Source organism: Arthrobacter sp. A5, from assembly GCF_051131705.1.
Taxonomy (GTDB): Bacteria; Actinomycetota; Actinomycetes; order Actinomycetales; family Micrococcaceae; genus Arthrobacter_M.
Window position 1 is genome coordinate 647,663 of the sequence record NZ_CP180316.1, and the last position, 22,228, is coordinate 669,890.

A 22,228-nucleotide genomic window follows, 5' to 3' on the forward strand; every position below is an offset into this window, starting at 1 on the left:
CGAGTCTTCACATCTATGAGGAGTGCCCAGTGCATGATGACCGTCTGCTGACCGAGGCCCGGCTGAACCGCTTTGTCGCCGATCGCCTGCTACCGGCGGTTTACGCCCGTGCCCTGCCGCTGACTGTCACCGGCTGGAATGTACCCGATGAGCCCGTGTCCTTTGCCGAAGCGGTGGATCAGGACTATGTTCCCGTCGTCGGCGGGGAGCCGTGGGGTGCTCCATGGTCCACCAAATGGCTCCGCATCAGTGGAACCGTGCCAGCGGGCTGGGGCGCGGAAGGCCGGACCCTGGAAGCCGTCGTCGATCTGGGTTTCACCATCGAAATTCCGGGCTTCCAATGCGAAGGAATTGCCTGGCGCCTGGACGGGACCATCGCCAAGGCCATCTCGCCGCGTAATCAGCACGTCTCGGTGGATCTGCTTGGCTCCGGGGATGGTATCGAGTTTCTGGTGGAGGCCGCTGCCAACCCGGATGTGGCCCGGGGCTTCGTCTTTGCTCCTACGCCGCTGGGTGACAAGGCCACAGCGGGCGCGCTGCCGCAGTACCGGCTGGGCCCGATTGTGCTGGCCGAGCGGGACCTGCAGGTCTGGGAACTGTGCCAGGACGTCGGCTCGCTGAACGGGCTGATGCACGTTTTGCCGGTGGATCTGCCCCGCCGGTCCGAGATTCTCCGGGCGTTGGAAACGATGATGGACGTGATGGATCCGACCGACGTGTCCGGCACCGCAGTGGCCGGCCGGGCCGCGCTGGCCGAGGTGCTCAGCCGCCCCGCATACGCATCCGCGCATAACGTCGTCGCCACCGGGCATGCGCACATCGATTCGGCCTGGTTGTGGCCGGTGCGGGAGACCATCCGCAAATGCGCCCGCACCTTCGCCAATGTACTGGCCCTCATGAACGACCACCCGGACTTTGTCTTCTCCTGTTCCTCGGCGCAGCAGCTGGCCTGGATGAAGGAGTTTTATCCGGATTTGTTCGTGCGGATCAAGGCCAAGGTCGCCACCGGACAATTTGTGCCGGTCGGAGGTATGTGGGTCGAAGCCGATACCAACATGCCCGGTGGCGAGGCGATGGCCCGGCAATTCGTGGAGGGGAAGAGTTTTTTTCGGCGTGAATTCGGCGTCGAGTGCAGGGAAACCTGGCTGCCGGATTCCTTTGGCTACTCCGGCGCATTGCCGCAGATTGCCCGGGCCGCCGGCATGGAATGGTTCCTCACGCAGAAGATTTCGTGGAATCAGGTCAACAGGATGCCGCACCATACGTTTCTCTGGGAGGGGATCGACGGCAGCCGGATCTTCACGCACTTCCCGCCGGTTGACACCTACAGCTCGGAGCTCAGCGCGGCCGAATTGGCCCACGCCCAGCGCAACTACCGGGAACATGGCCGTGGCACGCTCTCCTTGGTGCCCTTCGGCTACGGCGACGGCGGCGGTGGGCCGACCCGGGAAATGATCGCCGCTGCCTACCGCGCCGCCGACTTGGAAGGATCCCCCACGGTATCCATCGGATCGCCGGCCCAGTTCTTCGCGCAGGCCGCAGCGGAGTATCCGGATCCGCCGGTCTGGCTGGGGGAAATGTACCTGGAACTGCACCGCGGAACGTACACCAGCCAGGCCAACACCAAGCTGGGTAACCGCCGCAGCGAACACCTGCTCCGCGAGGCGGAGCTGTGGGCGGCGACTGCCGCCGTCCGACTTGGAATGGAGTACCCGGCCGGACAGCTCAAGCGCCTCTGGCAGCTGGTGCTGTTGCAGCAGTTTCACGACATCCTGCCCGGCAGCTCCATCGCCTGGGTGCACCGGGATGCGGAGCGCAATTACGACGCGATCGCCGGTGAACTGTACCCGCTGATCCGGGAAACGGTGCAGGCCCTGGCCGGAGCCGGCGACGAACCGCTTCTGGTCAACGCCGCCCCGCATGAGCGCGCCGGCGTCCCGGCCCTGGGCATTGGACCAATGGTACTGCCGGATGAACCGGTGCGGATCACCGAAGCGGACGGCGGCTATGTGCTGGCTAATGGCATCATCCGCGCGGCCATAGACGCCAATGGCCTGCTGACGTCGCTGCTGGATTATGCCACCGGCCGGGAGGCGATTGCGCCCGGAAGCTTCGGCAACCACCTGGAGCTGCATCGGGATACGCCCAATGCCTGGGACGCCTGGGACATCGACGAGTTCTACCGGCACAACGTCACCAGCTGCGCCGCGGCGAGGTCGGTGACGCTGGAGCGGATGGGGCGGGAGCCCGTCGTCGTGATCGAAAGGCTCGTGGGCAGTTCCCCCGTGACCCAGCGCATCCGGCTGGCCGCCGGCTCGCCGTCGCTCTCGATCCAGACGCTGGTGGACTGGCAGGAAAGTGAGAAGCTGCTCAAGCTCGGGTTTCCCTTCGACGTACGCGCCGACCGTTCCGCGGCGGAGACGCAGTTCGGCCACGTTTACCGGCCCACTCACACCAACACGTCGTGGGAAGCGGCGAAGTTCGAGATCTGCGCGCACCGCTGGATCCATGTGGCGGAGCCGGGCTACGGGGTGGCGGTGAGCAACAGCAACAGCTACGGCCATGACGTGACCCGCGCGGTCCGCTCTTCCGACCAGGGCACGACGACGACGGTGCGGCTTTCGCTGCTGCGCGCCCCCAGGAGCCCGGATCCCTTTACCGATCAGGGACCGCACGGGTTCTGGGTCACAGTCCGGCCCGGTGCCGCTATTGCGGACGCGGTGGAGGAGGGCTACCGGACAAATTTGGAAGCGTTGCACGTCCGTGGGGCCGCGCCGGTGCAGCCGCTATTCACGGTGTTCAACCCGGCCCTGGTGATCGAGGCGGTGAAGTTGGCCGAGGACGGGTCCGGGGACGTCGTCGTCCGGCTTTACGAGTCCCTCGGGCAACGCAGCACCGGGCTGGTCACCGCTCACTTCCCGGTCGGGAGCGTGGAGGTGACGGACCTGCTCGAGGAAGCGGTGGCGGCTCCGGCGGGCGTCGTGCCGGGCCCGGGCGGTGCCGAGCTGACGCTGCGCCCGTTCCAGCTGGTCACCCTCCGCTTCCGCCGCTGACCCAATCCTCCGCCCCCAACTCTCCGCACCCGTCCCAACTGAGTCGCACTTATTGCACTCAAAACCCGTTTTGGGTGCCATAAGTGCGACTCAGTTGGGATGGCTAGAATTCGTGCAGCAGACGCTGCACGAACTGCTGGGTTCGCTCCTGTTTGGGTTCCCGCAGAACCTCGGAGGCGGGGCCGCGTTCTACCACGACCCCGCCGTCCATAAAGATCACCTCGTCGGCCATCTGCCGGGCGAAACCCAGCTCGTGGGTGACGATCACCATGGTCCAGCCCTCCTCGGCCAGTTCCTTGATGACGCCCAGGACGTCCCCGACAAGTTCGGGGTCCAAGGCGGACGTTGGCTCGTCAAAGAGCAGCAGCTGCGGCTTGAGGGCCAGGGCACGCACTATTCCGACCCGCTGCTGCTGGCCGCCGGAGAGCTCAAAGGGGTAGGTGTCCTTCTTCTCCAGAAGCCCCACGCGGGCCAGCAGCCGCTCAGCCTCCTCGACGGCCTGAGCCCGGGGCCGCTTTTGAACTTTGATCGGCCCCTCGGTCACGTTCTGCAGGACGGTCATATGCGGAAAGAGGTTGTAATGCTGGAACACCATGGCGCTGCGGTCGCGCAGCGCGGCAATGTCTTTGCGGGAAACTCTGTCTTTGCGGGAAACCTTGTCTTTGCGGGAAACCTTGGCGCCAAAATCCAGCCGCAGTTGCCCGCTTCCGTTCCCGCTCAGCGCCACCGTGCCGCCGTCGGGCATTTCCAGCCCGTTGAGGCAACGGAGCACGGTGGTCTTGCCCGACCCCGAGGGTCCTATCAGCGCCACCACTTTGCCCTTGGGCACGTCCAGATCGATGCCCCGAAGGACCGCATTGGCGCCAAACGCCTTGGTCAGGCCCCTGACCTGCAGCACCGGCGCATTTTCAGTGGGCGACATAGCGTTCCAATCTCTTTTCGAGCAGCGACTGACCGCTGGAGAGCACCAGGCAGATCACCCAGTACACGGCGGCCGCTTCCAGATACAAGGCCATGAATTCCTGGCTGAAGGCGGCCACCTGCTGGGCCTGCCGGAACAGCTCCGTGACCAGGATCAGGGACGCCAGCGAGGTGTCCTTCACCAGCGAAATGAAGGTGTTGGACAACGGCGGGACGGAGACGCGGGCGGCCTGCGGCAAAATAATCCGCACCAGGGCCTGGCCGCGGGACATGCCGATGGTGTGTCCGGCCTCCCACTGGCCCTTGGGTACGGACAGGATCGCGGCCCGGATCACTTCCGCTGCATAACCGCCCACATTGAGCGAAAAAGCGATAATCGCACTCGGCCACGGATCCAGTTTGACGCCGATGGTCGGCAGGCCGTAGAAGATCACGAAGAGCTGCACCAGCAAAGGTGTGCCGCGGATCACCGAAACATAAAAGCGGGCGACAGCGGCAAGCACCACGTTCCTGCTCAGCCGCATGAGTGCCACGATCAGGGCAAGGATCAGACCCAGCACAAAGGAGGCAAGCGTGAGCGGGATGGTGCCTTTGATCGCGCCGCCGATGAGCGGGCCCAGCGAGCTCCACACCAAATCCCAATTGACACTCATGCATTAGCCTAACGTTGCCCAGGATTCGTCGGTGGTCCATTGCACCGGACCTACGGTCCGGTCACTCTGACCCGTGGTCTGAAAATTTTGTCCGGTTATTTGGAAACGTCGGCGCCAAAGTACTTATCTGAAATCCTGCCGAGCGTGCCGTCGGCCTGCAGATCGGACAGCGCCTTGTCCGTGGCCTTCACCAGCTCCGTGGAGCCCTTGCGGAACGCGAAGGCGTTCTTGGACTTGTCAGAGGTTTCGGCGGCAATCTTCAAACCCGCGTTCGGGTTGGTCTTGGCGTAATCCAAATACGTCAGCTTGTCATTCACGACGGCGTCAACGCGGCCCTGGCGCAGCAGGGCGATGGCTTGGGCCCAGCCTTCAACTGCCTGGACATTGGCACCGCTCTGCTGGGCCAGGGTGTAATAGTTGCTGGTCAGTGACTGCGCGGTGGTCTTGCCTTTCAGGCTGTCGAAGCTGGTAATGGAGCTATCGTCCGACTTGGTGACGATGACTCCGGGCGAGACGGTGTAGGGCGTGGAGAAATCGTACTTTGCGCTCCGCTCCGGATTGATGGAAATCTGGTTCGCGATCATGTCGAACCGGTTGGCATCCAGTCCGGCGAAAATTCCGTCGAACTGCGTTTCCTGGAAGGTTGCCTTCACTCCCAGTTTATCCGCAACCGCCTGGGCGATTTCGACGTCGTAGCCCGTCAGCTTGCCGGAACCGTCCGCATGAAAGGTGAAGGGTTTGTAGGTGCCCTCGGTGGCAATGATGAGTGCACCCTTGGACTGCACATCGCTCAGGGACGTGTCGGCGCCGCCCGGAGTGCCGGACGCGGAGTTGGGTCCCGACCCTGTCGAGCAACCCCCCAAAGCCAAGGCAATAGCGGCCAATCCGATCAGGGCAAAGCGGCGACGGTTCATGAGGATGTCCTTCTTTCATCGGGCTGGGCGGGAATCTGCCCGCGGACACAGGTTGCGACCTTAGCAGCGTCAACGCGTTTAGGGGGAGGTCTTATTTCCTCAGATGACGCCTCGTTGGCAAGAAACTGACGGCGACGACGGGCAGACCGGGATTGCGGGCCGCAGTCGGGAAGCCCAATAACGCGAGGGTCTCCTGGCGCGGGCGGGAATGAATCGTTACCCGTCAGCGCTCTAGAGGCCCTAGGCTTGATCCGCGGGTACGCCGCGAAGCAGGGCAAAAACCAAAGGATTCACCATGAGTATGGAAGGCGCAGCCTGGAGCTCGCTTTGGAGCTCGATGCGCTCGGATAAGAGCGGCAGAGGCATTTCGAAGGACACTCCGAGACGCACGCTCGCTTTTGCCAAGCCGTACAGCGGACGGCTGGCGGTGTTTGTCGTGCTGTCCGTGGCCTCGGCAATTCTCGCCGTCGCCACGCCACTATTTGCCGGTCGGGTGGTTGACGCCATCGTGGCGCGCGCCGACGTGCAGATTGTCATCAACCTCGCTCTGCTCATCGCGGCGGTCGCCGTCCTGGACGCCGGCTTTTCCCTGGTGATCCGGTGGATTTCCTCGAATCTGGGGGAGGGTGTGATCTTGGACCTGCGCACCGCAGTGTTCAATCACGTGCAAAAAATGCCCATCGCCTTCTTCACCCGCACCCGCACCGGTGCCTTGGTCAGCCGGCTCAACAATGACGTCATCGGCGCGCAGCAGGCCTTCAGCGGAACGCTCTCCGGCATCGTCAGCAACTCCGTGGCCCTGGTCCTGACACTGGTGGTCATGCTGGGTAAATCCTGGCAGGTCACCGTGCTGGCGCTGGTGCTGCTGCCGATCTTCCTGATCCCGGCGCGGCGCTTCGGCTCCCGGCTGGCCGGCATGCGCAAGGAAGCCGCGGACCTGAACGCGGATATGAGCACCCAGATGACGGAACGCTTCTCCGCTCCCGGCGCCACGTTGGTCAAGCTCTTCGGACGGCCCGCGGATGAATCCCGCGAATTCACCGAACGCGCCAGCCGGGTGCGCGACATCGGCGTTCGGACCGCCGTCATGCAGTTTGTTTTCTTCACCGCCCTGATGCTCGTGTCCTCCCTCGCGCTCGCCCTGGTGTACGGCCTGGGCGGCTACTACGCGATCCGCGGCCAGCTCGCCGCGGGCGACGTCGTTGTCCTGGCTTTGCTGTTGACCCGGCTTTATGCGCCGCTCACCGCGCTGGCCAACGCCAGGGTGGACATCATGAGCGCGCTGGTCAGCTTCGACCGCGTCTTCGAAATCCTGGACCTCAAACCGCTGATCACCGAAAAACCCGATGCGCGCGAGGTCCCCCGCGGGCCGGTGGCGGTGGAGTTCGACAATGTCCGCTTCGCCTACCCGTCCGCGGACAAAGTCTCACTCGCCTCGCTGGAAGCCGTTGCCGTGTTGGATACCCGCGGGGGTGACGAGGTCCTGCACGGCATCAGCTTCCGCGCCGATCCCGGGCAGACAATTGCCCTGGTAGGGTCCTCCGGTGCAGGCAAATCGACCATCGCGCAGCTGCTGTCGCGGCTTTACGACGTCGATTCCGGCGCGGTCCGGCTGGCCGGAATCGACGTCCGCGACGTGACCTTTGATACGCTGCGGCAGACGATCGGCATGGTGACGCAGGACGGGCATCTCTTCCACGAATCCATCCGCTCCAACCTCCGGCTGGCCAAGCCCGATGCCAGCGATGAGCAGATCTGGGAGGCGCTGCGCCGGGCCCGACTGCAGGCCATGATCTCATCCCTGCCCGACGGACTGGATACGGTCGTCGGGGAACGCGGCTACCGGCTGTCCGGTGGCGAGCGTCAGCGCCTGACGATTGCCAGACTGCTGCTGGTGCAACCCGCGGTGGTCATTCTGGATGAGGCGACGGCGGCTCTTGACTCCACGAACGAGGCCGCGGTTCAGGCCGCGCTCGGGGAAGCGCTGCAGGACCGGACGGCCATCGTCATTGCCCACCGGCTCTCCACCATCCGGGCCGCGGACGCGATTTTGGTCATCGAAGCCGGGCAGATTGTGGAACAGGGCACGCACGATGAGCTGCTCCGCGCCCGCGGCCGTTATGCGGAGCTGCACGACACGCAGTTTGCCCAGGCGGTGGCCGCCGTCGCCGATGCGGAGTCCGGCGTGTAGCCCGGACATCCGGAGTTTGCCTGTTCGTCAAGCCGCGTCCGGCCGCCGGTCGCTTTGGCCCGCAAGAGTTGCCCGGAGCAGAACACCGACGCGACGAGGGCACCATGACCAAGCCGAAGCTCAATCTCCTTCCCATGCTGGGCCACACCCGCGGCAAACGCAGCGCCGTGACCTGCGCACTCAAATGTGACAATGCCTGCGCGAAAGCCGTGTGCAACGAGTCGGACAATGGCTACTTCCGGGACATTGCTTCGGCCACCTTCAGCCGCCGTTCGGCGCTGGGCTTCGGCGGCGCCGGCATACTCAGCCTTGCCGCCGTCGCCTTGGCAGCCTGCGCGCCGCCGTCGGAAGCGGGCGCCGGAACCCGCGCGTCAAAGGGGACGGGCGCCAAGGGACTGGCCTTTGACGCCATCCAACCCGTGGATCTGACGGTGGATGCCTTCAACGTCCCGACCGGCTATTCCTGGTCGCCGATCATCCGGTGGGGGGACCCACTGTTCGCCGATTCGCCGGACTTCGACCTGGCGAACCAAAGCGCCGCCGCGCAGGCCCGGCAGTTCGGATACAACAATGATTATCTGGAGATACTGCGCTCGGGCAACGGCAAAAACGCCCTGCTGGTCTGCAACCACGAGTACGTCAACCCGGCGATCATGTTCCCGTCCGTGGCCAGTGACGCCGAGGCGCTTGAACGCCGCCGCATCGCCATGGCCGCCCACGGCATGGCCGTTGTTGAACTGGAGCGCGGAAACACCGGAAAGCCATGGAAATACATTCAGGGCGGCAAACGCAACCGCCGCATCACCGCCCACACCGCGTTTGAACTGACCGGACCGCTGGCTGGCTCCAGCTATGTGAAGACCACCGCGGATCCGGGAGGACACACCGTCCTGGGGACCGTCGGCAACTGCTCCGGTGGCAGCACGCCCTGGGGAACCATCCTCTCCGGTGAGGAAAACTTCAACGGCTACTTCCGGTGCGCTGCCACCAGCGCGGCGGAGAAGCGGTACGGATTTACGGACAAGGCGACGACGACCGGCTGGGAGACGCTGGAACCGCGGTGGGATGCCCGCACACCCGGGTATGAAAACGAAATCAACCGCTTTGGCTACATCGTCGAAATCGATCCCGACAATCCGGAGTCGACACCGGTCAAACATACCGCCCTGGGCCGGCTCAAGCACGAGGGCGCCAACGTCATTGTTGCCGGCAACGGCCACGTCGCAGCGTACATGGGCGACGACGAGAAATTCGACTACCTGTACAAGTTCGTCTCCCAGGACACCTACCGGAAGGATGATAAGCAGCACAATATGACGCTTCTGACCGCCGGGAACCTGTACGTGGCGCGGTTCACGGGCGACTCCCCGGCCACCGAGATCGACGGTACCGGGAAACTGCCGGCCGATGGCGCCTTCCACGGCTCCGGCGAATGGCTGCCGCTGGTCGTGGACGGCAAGAGCGCCATCGACGCCATGACACTCGAGGAAGTGCTGGTCCACACACGTCTCGCCGCGGACAAGGCCGGCGCCACCAAGATGGACAGGTGCGAGGACGTGCAGCCCCACCCCGTCACCGGCAGGGTCTACGTCGCGTGCACCAACAATTCGGACCGCGGAAAGCCAGGAAAAGCCGCTTCTGATGAGACAAATCCGCGCAGCCTGAACCGGGACGGCCACATTGTGGAAATCACCGAGACGGCGGATGACGCCACGGCAACCACGTTCAAATGGAGCCTGCTGATGGTATGCGGGGACCCGGCCAAGAACGAATCGGCCTACTTCGCCGGCTACCCCCAGGACAAGGTCTCGCCCATTTCCTGTCCCGACAACGTGGCCTTCGACGCGGCTGGCAACCTGTGGATCTCCACCGACGGTGCTCCCAGCGCCATCGGCTATAACGACGGACTGTTCAAGGTAATGCTGGAGGGAACGGAGCGCGGCCGCGTGCAGCAGTTCCTCTCCGTGCCGCGGGACGCGGAGACCTGCGGCCCCGTCGTGCACGACGACGAGGGGATGGTTTACGTTGCCGTCCAGCACCCGGGGGAGGAGGGGACATTCGAGGACCAGCACTCGTATTTCCCGGATTACGGGCTCTTCGCATTTGAGCATGGTTAGGGCGGCCTAAGAATTGGGATTTGTGGGATGTTCTCCGGCCTGCGCGGCGTGGCGTGAGGCGGAACGAGGTCAGGGTCTCCTTGAATTGGTAGCGACCAAGCTTCCAATCATAAAAGAGACCCTGACTTGTCTAATTCTATGTCCTGCCCGAATGGGCGCTGGTGCGAACGGGCAGACACGATGTTCGCCGTCGACGGCGTGCACGTCATCTCTGCCGCGAATGCTGCCAGCAGACTCCTCCTTCATGTCGAAACCGATCAGAACACCACCGGTTGCCCGGACTGCGGGGTTGTGGCGATCGGCCACGGCCGCCGTAAAGTCCGCCTGCACGACGCACCGTCGTTGGGGCGGCCGGTGTCCCTGGTCTGGGTTAAGCGGGTATGGCGGTGTCCGGACACCGGCTGCCCCAGAGGCACCTTCACCGAGGAACACGCCCTGGCCGGTCGTCGGGCGAAACTCACGACCCGGGCCGTGCACTGGGCCGTGGACGCACTGGAACGCTTCGATACCTCCGTCTCGGCCCTGGCACACCAGCTCGGCGTGGCGTGGCGGACCGTCTGGGACGGAATCGAAGCCGAAGCACTCCGGCGGCTCGCGGACAAGGTCCGGCTGACCGGGGTGGACGCCCTCGGCGTTGACGAGCATGTCTGGTCCCATACCGGCTTCCCCGGCACGGGCATGGTCACCGGGATCGTGGACCACACCCGCGATGAGAAGGGCCGTGTTAATGCCCGGCTGCTGGATCTTATGCCGGGACGGTCGGGGAAGGTCTACGCGGACTGGATCAAGGCCCAGGGCAAGGACTTCGCCGAGGGGATCAAGGTCGCAACACTGGATCCATTCCGTGGTTACGCCAACGCCGTCCGTGATGAGCTACCCGAAGCAATCACCGTCGTTGACGCATTCCACGTCGTAAAGCTTGGTGGTGCTGCTCTGGACGATGTCCGCCGCCGCGTCCAACAAAGCACCCTGGGACACCGCGGACGTAAAGGGGACCCGCTCTTTGGGATCCGCCGCACCCTGCAGATCGGTGCCGAACACCTCAACGACAAACAGGCCAAACGGCTGGAGGACAAACTCATCGCCGGAGATCCCGGCCATGAAGTCACGCTGGCCTGGCAGTGCTACCAGAAGCTCCGGGATGTATACCACTCCAACCCGGCCAGAGGCCGGGATCTGGTGACCGGGATACTCACTTCTTTCCCGTCCTGTCCGATCCCGGAGATCGCCAGACTCGGCAGGACCCTACGGCAATGGAAGAGCGCGATCCTCGCGTACTTCGAGACACACGGGGCCTCCAACGGACCGACCGAAGCGATCAACGGTGTTATCGAGACCACACGGCGGATCGCCCGCGGATTCCGGAACTTCGACCACTACAGACTCAGATGCCTACTCGCAGCCGGCGGCCATCGCCCATACCGGAAAAAAGCGGCAAACCATGCCTAAATGCGAAGAGCCGGATTACGTAGCCGCCGGCGCCGCCCCCACTGCCGGGCAGGTGCGGGCCCCGCGTCCTGCCGTGGTCCAGGTCTACCAGGCCTGAGACGCTGGGGCAGACAGCTGTTCCGCGAGCCGGAACAGCGAGGTGCTCAGCAGCAGATCCTTGGCGGGCCCCGAGACGTCCCATTCATAGTCAAGCCGCATGGACGAGACGGCCCGGTACGTGACGTTGTAGGTGTCCGGGTCGCATCCGTGCCCGGTGGTCCACCGGCCCGTGGACAGATTCAGGGTGTGAAAGAAGCGTTCATCGGGAAAGTACATGTCCAGGATGGCGGGCTCCGTGGTGGCGTGGAGCAGGTATTCGCGGGTGGCGGTCCCGGTATGCGTCGGCCAGCTGATGGTGCCGTGTTCGCGCTGCCGCAGGACTTTTGCGGTGCTTGTTTGGCTGGTTGGGCCGCCGTCGGCCGGCTCAAACAGAACGGTCCCTTGGAACCGTCCCCGCACCCCGGTGGAACGGTCCAGCAACGTGCGTTCAACCCGCCAGCTGCCGGCCAGATACGCGCGCAGATCGGTGACGGATACGGTTTCCACGTGCGCGAGGCGGGATTCGAACCCGCGACCTTCCCTTTAGGAGAGGGATGCTCTATCCTGCTGAGCTACTCACGCCCGCACCGGCATTTGGAACGCGTCCGCAAACCGGTGCGAAAACTACCTTACCGGTTCCGGGGCCATGTCTGCCGCCACGGCTAGGGTGAACCTGTAACCAATTTCGTTCCGACGTCCCCACCAAGTGTGGCACCAGGAATGGGCACACCAGGAATGAGCACGGCACGAATGAGCAGGGCACGAATGAGCAGGGCACGAATGAGAACGGCACGAATGAGCACGGCAGTATCGAGCGCGGCAGGAATGAGCAACCAGGAATGAGTTCAGCAGGGACGAGCCCGGCCCGGCTTCTGGCCGTGGTTTCAACGGCGCAGCTTGCCCGGACCCGCAGCATTGTCGGTGCCTGGGCAAAAATCAGTATCCTGCAGTATTTTGTGGCGGAAGCCACGGTCATCGCGGCGTGGGCGGGTCCGCAGCCATACAGCCGCCGCTTCAACGTGATCAGTGACCTGGGGGCCGAGCATTGCGGAACATACAGCGGCCGAAACGTGTGTTCGCCGTTGCATCTGCTGATGGACGCGTCGTTTATTGCCCAGGGCCTGGCGATGATCGTCGGCGCTCTGCTGCTCAGTACCGTCCTGTTCCGGGTGGCCGGTAAACCTGGGCTGCCGCCCGCGCCCCAGCATCCGGGCTGGGCGGTGGCGATCCGCGTGCTCATCATATTGTCGGGGCTCGGGACCGTCGTGGTTGGGCTGGTTCCGGAGGATGTAATTTTCGGTCTGCACTACGCCGGTGCGGTCACGTACTTCGTCCCTGGCGGTCTGTCGCTCGTAGCGCTGTGGTGGAGCTGGCGGCGGCGGCGGATCGTCAGCGGGTTTCTGCTCCTATGCGGCGTGGTGTCATTGGTCTCCACCGTCGTCTTCGGGCTGGTTCCGGGCATCGAACGGGGGACTGTGGAGCGGCTGATGGCGTACCCCATCACGATCGGGCTCTCCACGGTGGGAGTGGTGGTGGGTCTGGGGTGCCGGCGGGCCCGGGCCGTCCTCAGGAAGCAGACAGCCGGGCGGCAGGCGGTCTAGCTGTATTACTACGGTCGCTGTCACCATGGCTGAACGGGATCGCTCCACCGAGGGCGGGGCTTGCCCGCGAAATGGGTCCCCGCCGCTCCCGAGGGCGGGGCTTGCCCGCGAAAACGGTGCTGGCCGGCACCGTTTTCGCGGGCAAGCCCCGTTCTCAGAGGTTGGTGGGGGTGATGTCGCCGGCGGCCGCTTTCGGTTTTTGCATTTTCCTGCGCCGGCCGATGAACAACGCCGCCACACAGGCCAGAAGGGACAGGATCAGCAGTACCCACGACGCAACCACCAGGAAGCTGGCCAAGGCGACCTGCCCGACGTCGAGCGTTCCGGCCGAGAGCATGCCATCGACGGCGAAATTTGCCCACAACTGCACGCTTGCAAAGAGCACCGGGGCCGCCCACAGGGCCCAGCGGACGGGTTTGCGCGCCACGTTCAATGCAATCATGATCATCGCGCTGAAACCGAAGACCAGCGGGAACAGCGTCCCGGCGGTTTTGTGCACGTACTGCAGCTGGCCGCGCGCATCGGCGCCCATCGACCCGCGCAGCTGCTGAATATAGGACGGATCGAAACCGCCCGCCAGCGAATCCGGCATGGCGTGACCGCTGGAGAGCTGCATCATCTGACCCAGCGTGAGCAGGTGGAAGTACCAGAACAAAAACAGGCTTGCAACGGTGCCGGCAATCAGAATGAGACTGGCATTTCCCGCGGCCTTGGCCGGTTGCCGGGAGGTGCTCGGATTGACGACCCCGGCGGCCCGGGTTGGAAGGGCTGCGTTTGTGCCGTGCTTGGCAGCACGCTGCGCGGGGGTTTTGGCCATAGGGTTATTATCCACCGCCGCCGCGGGAACCGTCGGCACCGTCCGGGGCGCTGCGAACCAGCGGCACGGTGGTCCCGGGTGCCTGGCTCGGTAGGCTGAGTACATGACGTCCGAATCTGCTTCCAGTGGTATCGATCCCGCGCTGTCGGATATGGCTCTGGCCGCGGCGCTGGTCCGCCGCGCCGGGCACCTGGCGCACAGTATGCGCTCGGGCGGTCTGCTGGGGGAGCAGAAGACCTCCGTGTCCGACGTCGTCACGGCCGCGGACCGCGCGGCGGAGAATTTCATCGTGGAGCAGCTGCGCCGCTGCCGTCCAGAGGACGGAATCCTGGGCGAGGAGGGCGCAGCCCACGCGGGGGTAAGTGGCCGGACCTGGGTGATCGACCCCGTGGATGGGACCTACAACTTTCTCAGCGGCTCCACCTATTGGTGTTCGGCGCTCGCCCTCAAACCCGGCGGCAGCGGTGGCGGCACGCACAGCGGTGGCGGTACGGGCAGCGACGGTACCGGACCGGATCCGGACGTTCTGTTGGGAGCGATTTACCAGCCGGAAGGGGACAAACTCTGGCTGGGCGGCGCGGAGCACCCGGCGACTTTGAACGGCCGGCCGACGTCGCCGCCGTCGAACTCGGCACTGGGCCGGCTGAGCGCGGGAACGTACATTCATCCGTCCTGGCTGGTTCAGCCGCAGGCGGCGATGCCCTGGCATGCCGCCGCCGTCCTGCCCGCCACCATCCGGATGCTCGGCTCCGGGTCCTGCGATCTGGGCCACGTCGCGGACGGGCAGCTGGGCTGCTGGTTCCAGCACAGCTGCCCGGAGTGGGACTGGCTGCCGGGGAAGGCGATCGTGCTGGCGGGCGGCGGCGCTACCGCCGTCGTCAGGGTGAACGGCCTGAATTGGTTCATTGCCGGAGGGACGACGGCGGTCCGGGAAGTGGCCGCTGCACTGCGTTCGGTCGCATTGGGCTGACGGAGCGGCGCCCATCTGACGGCCTACGACCGTTGGTCGACGGCCGTTGTCAGGGGCAGCGCCTAGACTTGGGGTCACCATGGATATGTTGTTTGACCCCCGCCCCACGCGCCACGCGTCCACCTCCCTTCCCGCGGTTCCGAGCGCCGAGGAACTTCTGGTTGGGCTCAATCCCGAGCAGGACCAGGCGGTCCGGCACGCCGGTTCTCCGCTGTTGATAGTCGCCGGCGCGGGGTCGGGCAAGACCCGGGTGCTCAGCCACCGGATTGCCTATCTGATCGCCACTGGCCGGGCTCATCCCGGCCAGATCCTGGCCATTACCTTTACCAATAAGGCCGCGGCCGAGATGCGCGAGCGGATCGGGTCGCTGGTTGGTGAGCGGGCCAAGAGCATGTGGATCTCCACCTTCCACTCGTCCTGCGTCCGTATTCTGCGCCGCGAGGCCGGCAACGTCGGGCTGAACTCCAACTTCTCGATTTACGATTCGGCGGATTCCCTGCGGCTGATCACGCTGGTGGCCAAGGGACTGGGCCTCGACCCGAAGCGGGTTGTGCCGAAGGCGATCCAGCACAAGATTTCGGCACTCAAAAACGAGCTCATCGATGACGATGAGTACTCGACCGAGGCCAATCACAACGATCCGTTTGAGCGGGCGGTCGCGGAGGTCTACAACGGCTACACCCAGCGCCTGCGGCAGGCCAACGCCATGGACTTTGACGATCTGATTGCGCAGACCGTGTACATCTTCCGCGCCTTTCCCGGCGTCGCGGACTACTACCGCCGCCGCTTCCGGCATGTGCTGGTCGACGAGTACCAGGACACCAACCACGCACAGTATGCCCTGGTCCGGGAGCTGACCATGCCCTTCGACGACGGCGTCCTTGCCCCGGCCCCGGCTGAACTGACAGTGGTCGGGGATTCGGATCAGTCGATTTACGCCTTCCGTGGCGCCGATATCCGCAACATTGTGGAATTCGCCAAGGACTATCCGGACGCGCAGACCATCAAACTGGAGCAGAACTACCGTTCCACCCAGACCATTCTCAGTGCCGCCAACGCGGTGATTTCGCGGAACCCGAACCGGCCGGACAAACGGCTCTGGACCGCGGAGGGCGACGGCGAGAAGATCATCGGCTACGTCGCGGAGAACGAGCACGAAGAAGCGCGCTTCATCGCCGAAGAGATTGACCGGCTGCAGGACGAATCGGAGCTGCGACCCGGCGACGTGGCCATCTTTTACCGCACCAACGCCCAGTCCCGGTCCATAGAGGAAATCCTGATGCGGGTGGGGCTGCCCTACAAGGTGGTGGGCGGCACCCGGTTTTACGAACGCAAGGAAATCAAGGACGCGCTGGCCTACCTGCGCGTGCTGGTCAATCCGGACGATGATATTAACCTGCGCCGGATTGTGAACGAGCCCAAGCGCGGCATCGGGGACCGGGCGGAAGGGGCCGTTGCCGCCCTGGCCCAACGGGACCGGACCTCCTTCATGGCGGCCCTGCGCCGCGCCGAGGAAGCGCCCGCGATGGCGACCAGAAGCGTGAACGCGGTGGCGGGATTTGTGAAGATGATGGACGATCTGGCCGTGGTTGCTTCTGGTTCCGGCGCGTCGGCGGCGCTGGAGGCAGTGCTGGAGCAGACGGGCTACCTGGCGGGGCTGCGTGCCAGCACCGACCCGCAGGACGAGTCCCGGGTGGAAAACCTGGCCGAGCTGGTCGCCGTTGTGCGCGAATATGAGCGGGACCATCCGGAGGGAACGCTGGGTGAATTCCTGGAGCAGGTCTCGCTGGTCGCGGATGCCGACCAGATCCCGGACGCTCCGGGGGGATCCGCGGCGGAGGCGGCCGCTGCCGTGGCGGAGGCCAAGCGCCTGGGCGTGGTCACGCTGATGACCCTGCATACCGCCAAGGGGCTGGAATTCCCCGTGGTGTTCCTGACCGGGATGGAACATGGGATTTTCCCGCATTCGCGTTCCGCCGCGGACCCCGGCGAGCTGGCCGAGGAACGGCGGTTGGCCTACGTCGGCCTGACGCGGGCGCGCAAACGTCTATACCTGACCCGGGCCGAGGTCCGCAGTCTCTGGGGGCAGAGCCAGTACAACCCGGCGAGCCAGTTCATCGGAGAAGTCCCGGCAGAACTGATCGATTGGAAACGCGAGGGCAATGTCAGGAGTCTGTCCGCGGGTGGCTCCTCGGATGGCTTCGGAGGAAACCGCTACGGTGGATCCTTCTGGGGTGCCGGCAGCATCGCGGGCGGCCGGGATTCCGGGCTGCTGCCGCCGAGTATCTCCGCGCGCAGCGCCGCTGGCAGGGTGCAGCCGCAAAAGGAAGTGGTCTCCGTCTCCGTGGGGGACAAGGTCAACCACACGAGCTTCGGCAACGGGACGGTCCTGTCGGTGGAAGGTTCGGGGGACAAGACCGTGGCCAAGGTGGCGTTCGACGTCGGTGAGAAGCGCCTGCTGCTGCGTTACGCGCCGCTGACCAAGGTTCAGTAGACGCGGTACCAAATACCGGCTGGAAGCGCAGTTGATCGGCCCGGCGGGAAATGTGTGCTTGGGCACTAAATGGGTACTCTGTAAGTGGCGGACTCTGCCCCTGGGCTACAGTTCCAGTGGGGTAGCAGGCCTGTTTTCCCTTGGTGGAAAATCAGAACCCGCGCTCCGCAGTCGCAAGATTGAAATGAACACTACTTCGAAGTAGAAGGACGCAACCTGTGGACCTGTTTGAATATCAGGCGCGCGATATGTTTGAGGCGCACGGTGTACCCGTGCTCGCCGGCATCGTGGCGCACACCCCGGAAGAGGCAAAGGCAGCAGCCGAGAAGATCGGCGGCGTCACCGTCGTCAAGGCCCAGGTAAAGGTCGGCGGCCGCGGAAAGGCCGGCGGCGTCAAGGTGGCGAAGACCGCCGATGAGGCGTTCGCTTACGCAACGGACATCCTGGGTATGGACATCAAAGGCCACACCGTCAATACCGTCATGATCGCCCAGGGCGCGGACATTGCCGAGGAATACTACTTCTCCGTCCTGCTGGACCGGGCCAACCGCAACTACCTTGCCATGTGCTCGGTGGAGGGCGGGATGGAGATCGAAGAGCTCGCCGTTGAGCGTCCCGATGCGCTGGCCAAGGTGGCTGTGGATCCGGCCGTCGGCATCGACCAGGCCAAGGCCAACGAGATCGTTGAGACCGCCGGATTCGCCCCCGAGCTGCGCGAAAGCGTTGCCGCGGCGATCATCAAGCTGTGGGACGTCTTCAAGTCCGAAGATGCCACCCTGGTGGAGGTCAACCCGCTGGTGCGGACCGGCGCCGGCGACATCGTGGCGCTGGATGGCAAGGTCTCCCTCGATGAGAACGCCGATTTCCGCCACCCGAAGCACGCGACTCTTGAGGACGCCGCCGCTGCTGATCCGCTCGAAGCCAAGGCGAAGGCTGCAGGCCTGAACTACGTCAAGCTCGACGGCGAGGTGGGCGTTATCGGCAACGGTGCAGGCCTGGTCATGTCCACCCTGGATGTTGTTGCCTACGCAGGCGAAAACCACGGCAACGTCAAGCCCGCGAACTTCCTGGACATCGGCGGCGGAGCTTCCGCTGAGGTCATGGCCGCCGGCCTGGACGTCATCCTTAATGACCCGCAGGTCAAGAGCGTTTTCGTGAACGTCTTCGGCGGCATCACCGCCTGCGACGCCGTGGCCAAGGGCATCGTCGGTGCACTGGCAGAGCTTGGCGCCAGCGCCAATAAGCCGCTGGTGGTCCGCCTGGACGGAAACAACGTTGAAGAAGGCCGGCGCATCCTGGCCGACGCCAATCATCCACTGGTGACCCTGGCCGCAACCATGGACGAGGGCGCCGACAAGGCCGCCGAACTCGCCAACGCCCGCTGACCGAGAGCCAGGAAGAGTAACCATGTCTATTTACCTGAACAAAGATTCCAAGGTCATCGTGCAGGGGATCACCGGCGGCGAAGGGACCAAGCACACCGCCCTGATGCTCAAGGCCGGCACCCAGGTCGTCGGTGGCGTCAACGCGCGCAAGGCCGGAACCGCCGTCGTCCACGGCGACGTTGAACTTCCCGTCTTCGGGTCCGTCGCGGAAGCGATCGAGAAGACGGCCGCAGACGTTTCGATTGTCTTCGTCCCGCCGGCGTTCACCAAGGACGCCGTTGTGGAAGCCATTGAAGCCGGCATCGGCCTCGTCGTCGTCATCACCGAGGGCGTTCCGGTCCAGGACTCCGCGGAGTTCTGGGCGCTGGCGCAGACCAAGGTTGACGCCGATGGTAAGCAGGTCACCCGCATCATCGGTCCGAACTGCCCCGGCATCATTACCCCGGGGGAGGCACTGGTGGGCATCACCCCGAACAACATCACGGGCAAGGGCCCGATCGGCCTGGTCTCCAAGTCCGGAACCCTGACCTACCAGATGATGTACGAACTGCGTGACCTGGGCTTCTCCACCGCGATCGGCATCGGCGGTGACCCGGTCATCGGCACCACCCACATCGATGCCCTGGCCGCGTTCGAGGCCGACCCGGAGACCAAGGCCATCGTGATGATCGGCGAAATCGGTGGCGACGCCGAGGAGCGCGCCGCCGAGTTCATCAAGGCCAACGTGACCAAGCCCGTCGTCGGCTATGTCGCCGGCTTCACGGCTCCGGAAGGCAAGACCATGGGCCACGCCGGGGCCATCGTCTCCGGCTCGGCAGGTACCGCGCAGGCCAAGAAGGAAGCTCTCGAAGCCGCCGGTGTGAAGGTCGGCAAGACGCCGTCCGAAACCGCCCATCAGTGTCTTAAGCCGGAGTGACCCGCACCGGGATTTCTACCGTGGACCTGAGCCGTGGGCGCAGAAACAAGTCTCTACTAAATTATGAGGATGCCCAGGGCGACGTCCACACTTTGATAATATGTCAGAACAAATTATCAAGGCAACTGAACATGCCGGTGGTTCGCATCGATGAAAATGAGGGCCGCAGTCCCCGAAGAACTGTCAGCCTTGAGCCGCGCCCTCCAGGACGCCATGCTGGGCGAATGCGGCATTCCCGAACGGAATTATTTTCATATTCTGACCGAACATGCGGCCGGAGAAATTGTGGCCCAGGATGCAGGTCTGGGATTTGAGCGCACCACCGGCGTGGTGATGATCCAGACCTTTACCCAATCGGGCGCTCACGGACAGCGAAGCAGTCCCTGTTTGCCGCCATCTCCACGCGGCTGTCCGCGCTGGGTATCGGTGGGCAGGACGTGTTCTTGGGCTATGTGGAAAACACTGCGGAGGACTGGTCCTTCGGTTATGGCCGGGCGCGGTACATGACCGGAGAGCTTGACGTGCCACGGCCCGCTGACGGCTGATCGCCCGTTTTTCGCCGTCCTTCCATCGTCCTGCCGCGCCGCCTGCCAGCCCGCAGCTTGTACATACGTCAGAACAAACTTTTGACAGGACATAAAATCTGATGCAAAGTGGTTCTTGTGCTCCCAATCACAAGGACGCGCAGCATCCTGACCACTCGTTTGAGGCAACGTTCTTCAGTGAAAGGTTCATCGATTCCCGTGACCCATGAATTGCTTACCATCGGCCGCATCAGCGTAGACATCTACCCGAATGACATCGGGGCGGACCTCGAAGACGTCACCTCGTTCGGCAAATACCTGGGCGGCTCGCCGTCCAATGTTGCCGTGGCCGCGGCACGCCACGGCCGCAGGGCCGCCGTCATCACCCGCACCGGCGACGATCCTTTCGGTGCTTATCTGCATCGTGAACTGCGCAAGTTCAAGGTGGACGACCAGTTCGTCTCCTCGGTGCCCGACCTGCTCACGCCGGTTACGTTCTGCGCCATCAAACCGCCGGATGACTTCCCACTGTACTTCTACGGCCGTCTTCCCAGCGCCCCCGACTGGCAGATCAAGGCCCATGAGCTGGACATCGCAGCGATCAGGGGAGCCCGCGTCTTCTGGTCCACGGTGACGGGCCTCAGCCAGGAACCCAGCCGGAGCGCCCATATCGCCGCCCACCAGGCACGCCCCCGCACCGGCTTAAGCGAAGGACAATTCACCATCCTCGACCTCGACTACCGGCCCATGTTCTGGGCCTCCGAACAGGAGGCCCGCGAACAGATTGCCAGGATCCTGCCCCAGGTGACCGTGGCCATCGGCAATGACAAGGAATGTGCCGTCGCCGTGGGGGAAGGCACGCCTGATGAGCAGGCGGACCGCCTGCTGGCAGCGGGGGTTGGGATCGCCGTCGTCAAGCTGGGTCCGGATGGGGTGATGGCGAAGACCGCCACCGAGCGGGTCGTGTCCGCACCCGTTCCCGTGGAAACGGTGAACGGCCTGGGGGCCGGCGATTCCTTTGGTGGCGCCTTCGTGCACGGTCTGCTGTCGGGCTGGCCGTTGGCCCAGGTGCTGGATTACGCCAATGCCTCCGGTGCCATCGTGGCGTCCCGGCTCTCCTGCGCGGACGCCATGCCCACGCCGGAGGAAGTTATTTCGCTGCTGGCCGAGCGCGGCCGGCTCGTTCCGGAAGGTGCCACGAAATGAGCACAACTGCAGTATCCGTCGGCGTCGCCAAGGACCCTCGCCGCTACGCCCACCTGACGACCATGCGGCTGGAAGACCCGGACGCCATTGCCCGCGCGGCCGCGGGGCGCCGTCGTCACCCCGGGCTCAAGGCCGGCGTGCAGAGCTTCATTGTTGCCGCCGACCACCCGGCCCGCGGCGCCCTGTCCGTCCGCGGCAGCAAGACCGCCATGGCGGATCGGCGGGAGCTGCTGGACCGCCTGCAGATTGCCCTGGCCAACCCGGCCGTAGACGGCATCCTGGCGTCCCCGGACATTATGGATGACCTGCTGCTCCTGGGTGCCCTTGAGGGGAAACTGGTTTTTGGCTCCATGAACCGCGGTGGCCTGGCCGGTCTGGTCAACGAGTTTAACGACCGTTTCACCGGGCACACCGCGGCGGCGCTGAAGGCGCTGGGCGCCGACGGAGGCAAGATGCTCACCCGCATCTGCCTGGACGACCCGGACTCGGTGGTGACGCTGGAGGCCACCGCCCGCGCCATTGATTCGCTGGCCGCGCAGAAGCTGATCGCCATGGTGGAGCCGTTCCTGTCCGTGCGCAAGAACGGCAAGGTCCGCAACGACCTGTCCACCGATGCCGTGATCAAGTCGGTCGCCATCGCCTCCGGGCTGGGCTCCACCAGCGCATACACCTGGATGAAACTGCCCGTCGTGGCAGATATGGAACGCGTGCTGGCCGCAACCACCATGCCGACCGTGCTGCTGGGCGGGGACCCGTCCGGCTCCGAGGACGAGGTTTTCGCCAGCTGGCGGGCCGCGCTGGCCTTGCCGGGCGTCCAGGGCCTGACGGTGGGACGCACGCTGCTGTATCCTCAGGGCGGCGATGTTGCCGGGGCCGTTGCCGCCGCCGCGTCGCTGTTGAACCGCACATCCGTGAGCATGCAGGAGTAAACGATGCCGA

At 64.6% G+C, this 22,228-nt stretch carries 16 protein-coding genes, 1 tRNA gene and 1 pseudogene; 12 read left to right on the forward strand and 6 right to left on the reverse strand.

What is annotated here, in order from left to right:
- Positions 1-29: 29 nt before the first annotated feature.
- Positions 30-3,053: an alpha-mannosidase gene (locus ACLLJI_RS03105; protein WP_434617806.1), complete on the forward strand. Its 3,024-nt coding sequence runs from the start codon at positions 30-32 to the stop codon at positions 3,051-3,053.
- A 103-nt stretch (positions 3,054-3,156) separates the two neighbouring features.
- Here ACLLJI_RS03105 and ACLLJI_RS03110 read toward each other — a convergent pair whose 3' ends face one another.
- From ACLLJI_RS03110 to ACLLJI_RS03120, 3 genes are all read right to left on the reverse strand, one after another.
- Entirely contained in the window at positions 3,157-3,975 is an 819-nt protein-coding gene (locus ACLLJI_RS03110; protein ID WP_434617809.1) for an amino acid ABC transporter ATP-binding protein, read from the reverse strand.
- Positions 3,962-4,627, reverse strand: coding sequence for an amino acid ABC transporter permease (locus ACLLJI_RS03115; protein WP_283558475.1), 666 nt, complete (start codon positions 4,625-4,627; stop codon positions 3,962-3,964). Before ACLLJI_RS03115 ends, ACLLJI_RS03110 begins: the two co-directional genes overlap by 14 nt.
- Positions 4,628-4,722: 95 nt before the next feature.
- Positions 4,723-5,541 (reverse strand): amino acid ABC transporter substrate-binding protein, encoded by an 819-nt coding sequence (locus ACLLJI_RS03120; RefSeq protein WP_434617813.1) that lies wholly within the window; start codon positions 5,539-5,541, stop codon positions 4,723-4,725.
- A gap of 295 nt (positions 5,542-5,836) precedes the next feature.
- Between ACLLJI_RS03120 and ACLLJI_RS03125 the strand changes: the two genes are divergently transcribed.
- The 3 genes from ACLLJI_RS03125 (at position 5,837) to ACLLJI_RS03135 (ending at position 11,298) form a co-directional block, all read left to right on the forward strand.
- Complete coding sequence (locus tag ACLLJI_RS03125; protein ID WP_434617816.1) at positions 5,837-7,732, forward strand: ABC transporter ATP-binding protein; 1,896 nt, start codon at positions 5,837-5,839, stop codon at positions 7,730-7,732.
- Between the two features lie 104 nt (positions 7,733-7,836).
- Positions 7,837-9,849: a PhoX family protein gene (locus ACLLJI_RS03130; RefSeq protein WP_434617819.1), complete on the forward strand. Its 2,013-nt coding sequence runs from the start codon at positions 7,837-7,839 to the stop codon at positions 9,847-9,849.
- 138 nt (positions 9,850-9,987) lie between these two features.
- Positions 9,988-11,298 carry an ISL3 family transposase gene (locus tag ACLLJI_RS03135; RefSeq protein WP_434621131.1) on the forward strand — a complete coding sequence of 437 codons (1,311 nt, stop codon included), beginning with the start codon at positions 9,988-9,990 and terminating at the stop codon, positions 11,296-11,298.
- Positions 11,299-11,382: 84 nt separating this feature from the next.
- On the opposite strand, the gene ACLLJI_RS03140 is transcribed toward ACLLJI_RS03135, so the two are convergent.
- Complete coding sequence (locus ACLLJI_RS03140; protein ID WP_434617822.1) at positions 11,383-11,883, reverse strand: DUF6314 family protein; 501 nt, start codon at positions 11,881-11,883, stop codon at positions 11,383-11,385.
- Position 11,884: 1 nt separating this feature from the next.
- A tRNA-Arg gene (locus ACLLJI_RS03145) sits at positions 11,885-11,958 on the reverse strand.
- Positions 11,959-12,215: 257 nt separating this feature from the next.
- Here ACLLJI_RS03145 and ACLLJI_RS03150 point away from each other — a divergent pair.
- Entirely contained in the window at positions 12,216-12,977 is a 762-nt protein-coding gene (locus ACLLJI_RS03150; protein WP_434617825.1) for a DUF998 domain-containing protein, read from the forward strand.
- Positions 12,978-13,131: 154 nt separating this feature from the next.
- Here the strand turns inward: ACLLJI_RS03150 and ACLLJI_RS03155 are convergent, their stop codons facing one another.
- The gene (locus ACLLJI_RS03155) at positions 13,132-13,794 is read right to left on the reverse strand and encodes a hypothetical protein (protein WP_434617828.1); all 663 of its coding nucleotides are present in this window, start codon (positions 13,792-13,794) and stop codon (positions 13,132-13,134) included.
- Between the two features lie 103 nt (positions 13,795-13,897).
- Between ACLLJI_RS03155 and ACLLJI_RS03160 the strand changes: the two genes are divergently transcribed.
- The 7 genes and pseudogenes from ACLLJI_RS03160 to ACLLJI_RS03190 all read left to right on the forward strand — a co-directional run bounded on the left by ACLLJI_RS03160 (position 13,898) and on the right by ACLLJI_RS03190 (position 22,218).
- Entirely contained in the window at positions 13,898-14,764 is an 867-nt protein-coding gene (locus tag ACLLJI_RS03160; RefSeq protein ID WP_283558482.1) for an inositol monophosphatase family protein, read from the forward strand.
- A gap of 79 nt (positions 14,765-14,843) precedes the next feature.
- Positions 14,844-17,258, forward strand: a complete 2,415-nt coding sequence (gene pcrA / locus ACLLJI_RS03165; protein WP_434617831.1) for a DNA helicase PcrA — start codon at positions 14,844-14,846, stop codon at positions 17,256-17,258.
- A gap of 218 nt (positions 17,259-17,476) precedes the next feature.
- Positions 17,477-18,643 (forward strand): ADP-forming succinate--CoA ligase subunit beta, encoded by a 1,167-nt coding sequence (gene sucC / locus ACLLJI_RS03170; protein ID WP_434617834.1) that lies wholly within the window; start codon positions 17,477-17,479, stop codon positions 18,641-18,643.
- 22 nt (positions 18,644-18,665) lie between these two features.
- The gene (gene sucD, locus ACLLJI_RS03175) at positions 18,666-19,559 is read left to right on the forward strand and encodes a succinate--CoA ligase subunit alpha (RefSeq protein WP_434617837.1); all 894 of its coding nucleotides are present in this window, start codon (positions 18,666-18,668) and stop codon (positions 19,557-19,559) included.
- Between the two features lie 131 nt (positions 19,560-19,690).
- A pseudogene (locus ACLLJI_RS03180) lies at positions 19,691-20,104 on the forward strand (tautomerase family protein).
- Positions 20,105-20,302: 198 nt separating this feature from the next.
- Positions 20,303-21,289, forward strand: a complete 987-nt coding sequence (gene iolC, locus ACLLJI_RS03185) for a 5-dehydro-2-deoxygluconokinase (protein WP_434617840.1) — start codon at positions 20,303-20,305, stop codon at positions 21,287-21,289.
- Complete coding sequence (locus ACLLJI_RS03190; protein WP_434617843.1) at positions 21,286-22,218, forward strand: Cgl0159 family (beta/alpha)8-fold protein; 933 nt, start codon at positions 21,286-21,288, stop codon at positions 22,216-22,218. The genes iolC and ACLLJI_RS03190 overlap by 4 nt, the downstream gene beginning before the upstream one ends.
- Positions 22,219-22,228: the final 10 nt, after the last annotated feature.

What these genes read in the sequence shown, in the direction of transcription:
- ACLLJI_RS03110 (WP_434617809.1), bottom strand. Translation starts at nt 3,975, where the DNA reads ATGTCGCCCACTGAAAATGCGCCGGTGCTGCAGGTCAGGGGCCTGACC.
- ACLLJI_RS03115 (WP_283558475.1), bottom strand. Translation starts at nt 4,627, where the DNA reads ATGAGTGTCAATTGGGATTTGGTGTGGAGCTCGCTGGGCCCGCTCATC.
- ACLLJI_RS03120 (WP_434617813.1), bottom strand. Translation starts at nt 5,541, where the DNA reads ATGAACCGTCGCCGCTTTGCCCTGATCGGATTGGCCGCTATTGCCTTG.
- ACLLJI_RS03125 (WP_434617816.1), top strand. Translation starts at nt 5,837, where the DNA reads ATGAGTATGGAAGGCGCAGCCTGGAGCTCGCTTTGGAGCTCGATGCGC.
- ACLLJI_RS03130 (WP_434617819.1), top strand. Translation starts at nt 7,837, where the DNA reads ATGACCAAGCCGAAGCTCAATCTCCTTCCCATGCTGGGCCACACCCGC.
- ACLLJI_RS03135 (WP_434621131.1), top strand. Translation starts at nt 9,988, where the DNA reads ATGTCCTGCCCGAATGGGCGCTGGTGCGAACGGGCAGACACGATGTTC.
- ACLLJI_RS03150 (WP_434617825.1), top strand. Translation starts at nt 12,216, where the DNA reads ATGAGTTCAGCAGGGACGAGCCCGGCCCGGCTTCTGGCCGTGGTTTCA.
- ACLLJI_RS03155 (WP_434617828.1), bottom strand. Translation starts at nt 13,794, where the DNA reads ATGGCCAAAACCCCCGCGCAGCGTGCTGCCAAGCACGGCACAAACGCA.
- ACLLJI_RS03160 (WP_283558482.1), top strand. Translation starts at nt 13,898, where the DNA reads ATGACGTCCGAATCTGCTTCCAGTGGTATCGATCCCGCGCTGTCGGAT.
- pcrA (WP_434617831.1), top strand. Translation starts at nt 14,844, where the DNA reads ATGGATATGTTGTTTGACCCCCGCCCCACGCGCCACGCGTCCACCTCC.
- sucD (WP_434617837.1), top strand. Translation starts at nt 18,666, where the DNA reads ATGTCTATTTACCTGAACAAAGATTCCAAGGTCATCGTGCAGGGGATC.
- ACLLJI_RS03190 (WP_434617843.1), top strand. Translation starts at nt 21,286, where the DNA reads ATGAGCACAACTGCAGTATCCGTCGGCGTCGCCAAGGACCCTCGCCGC.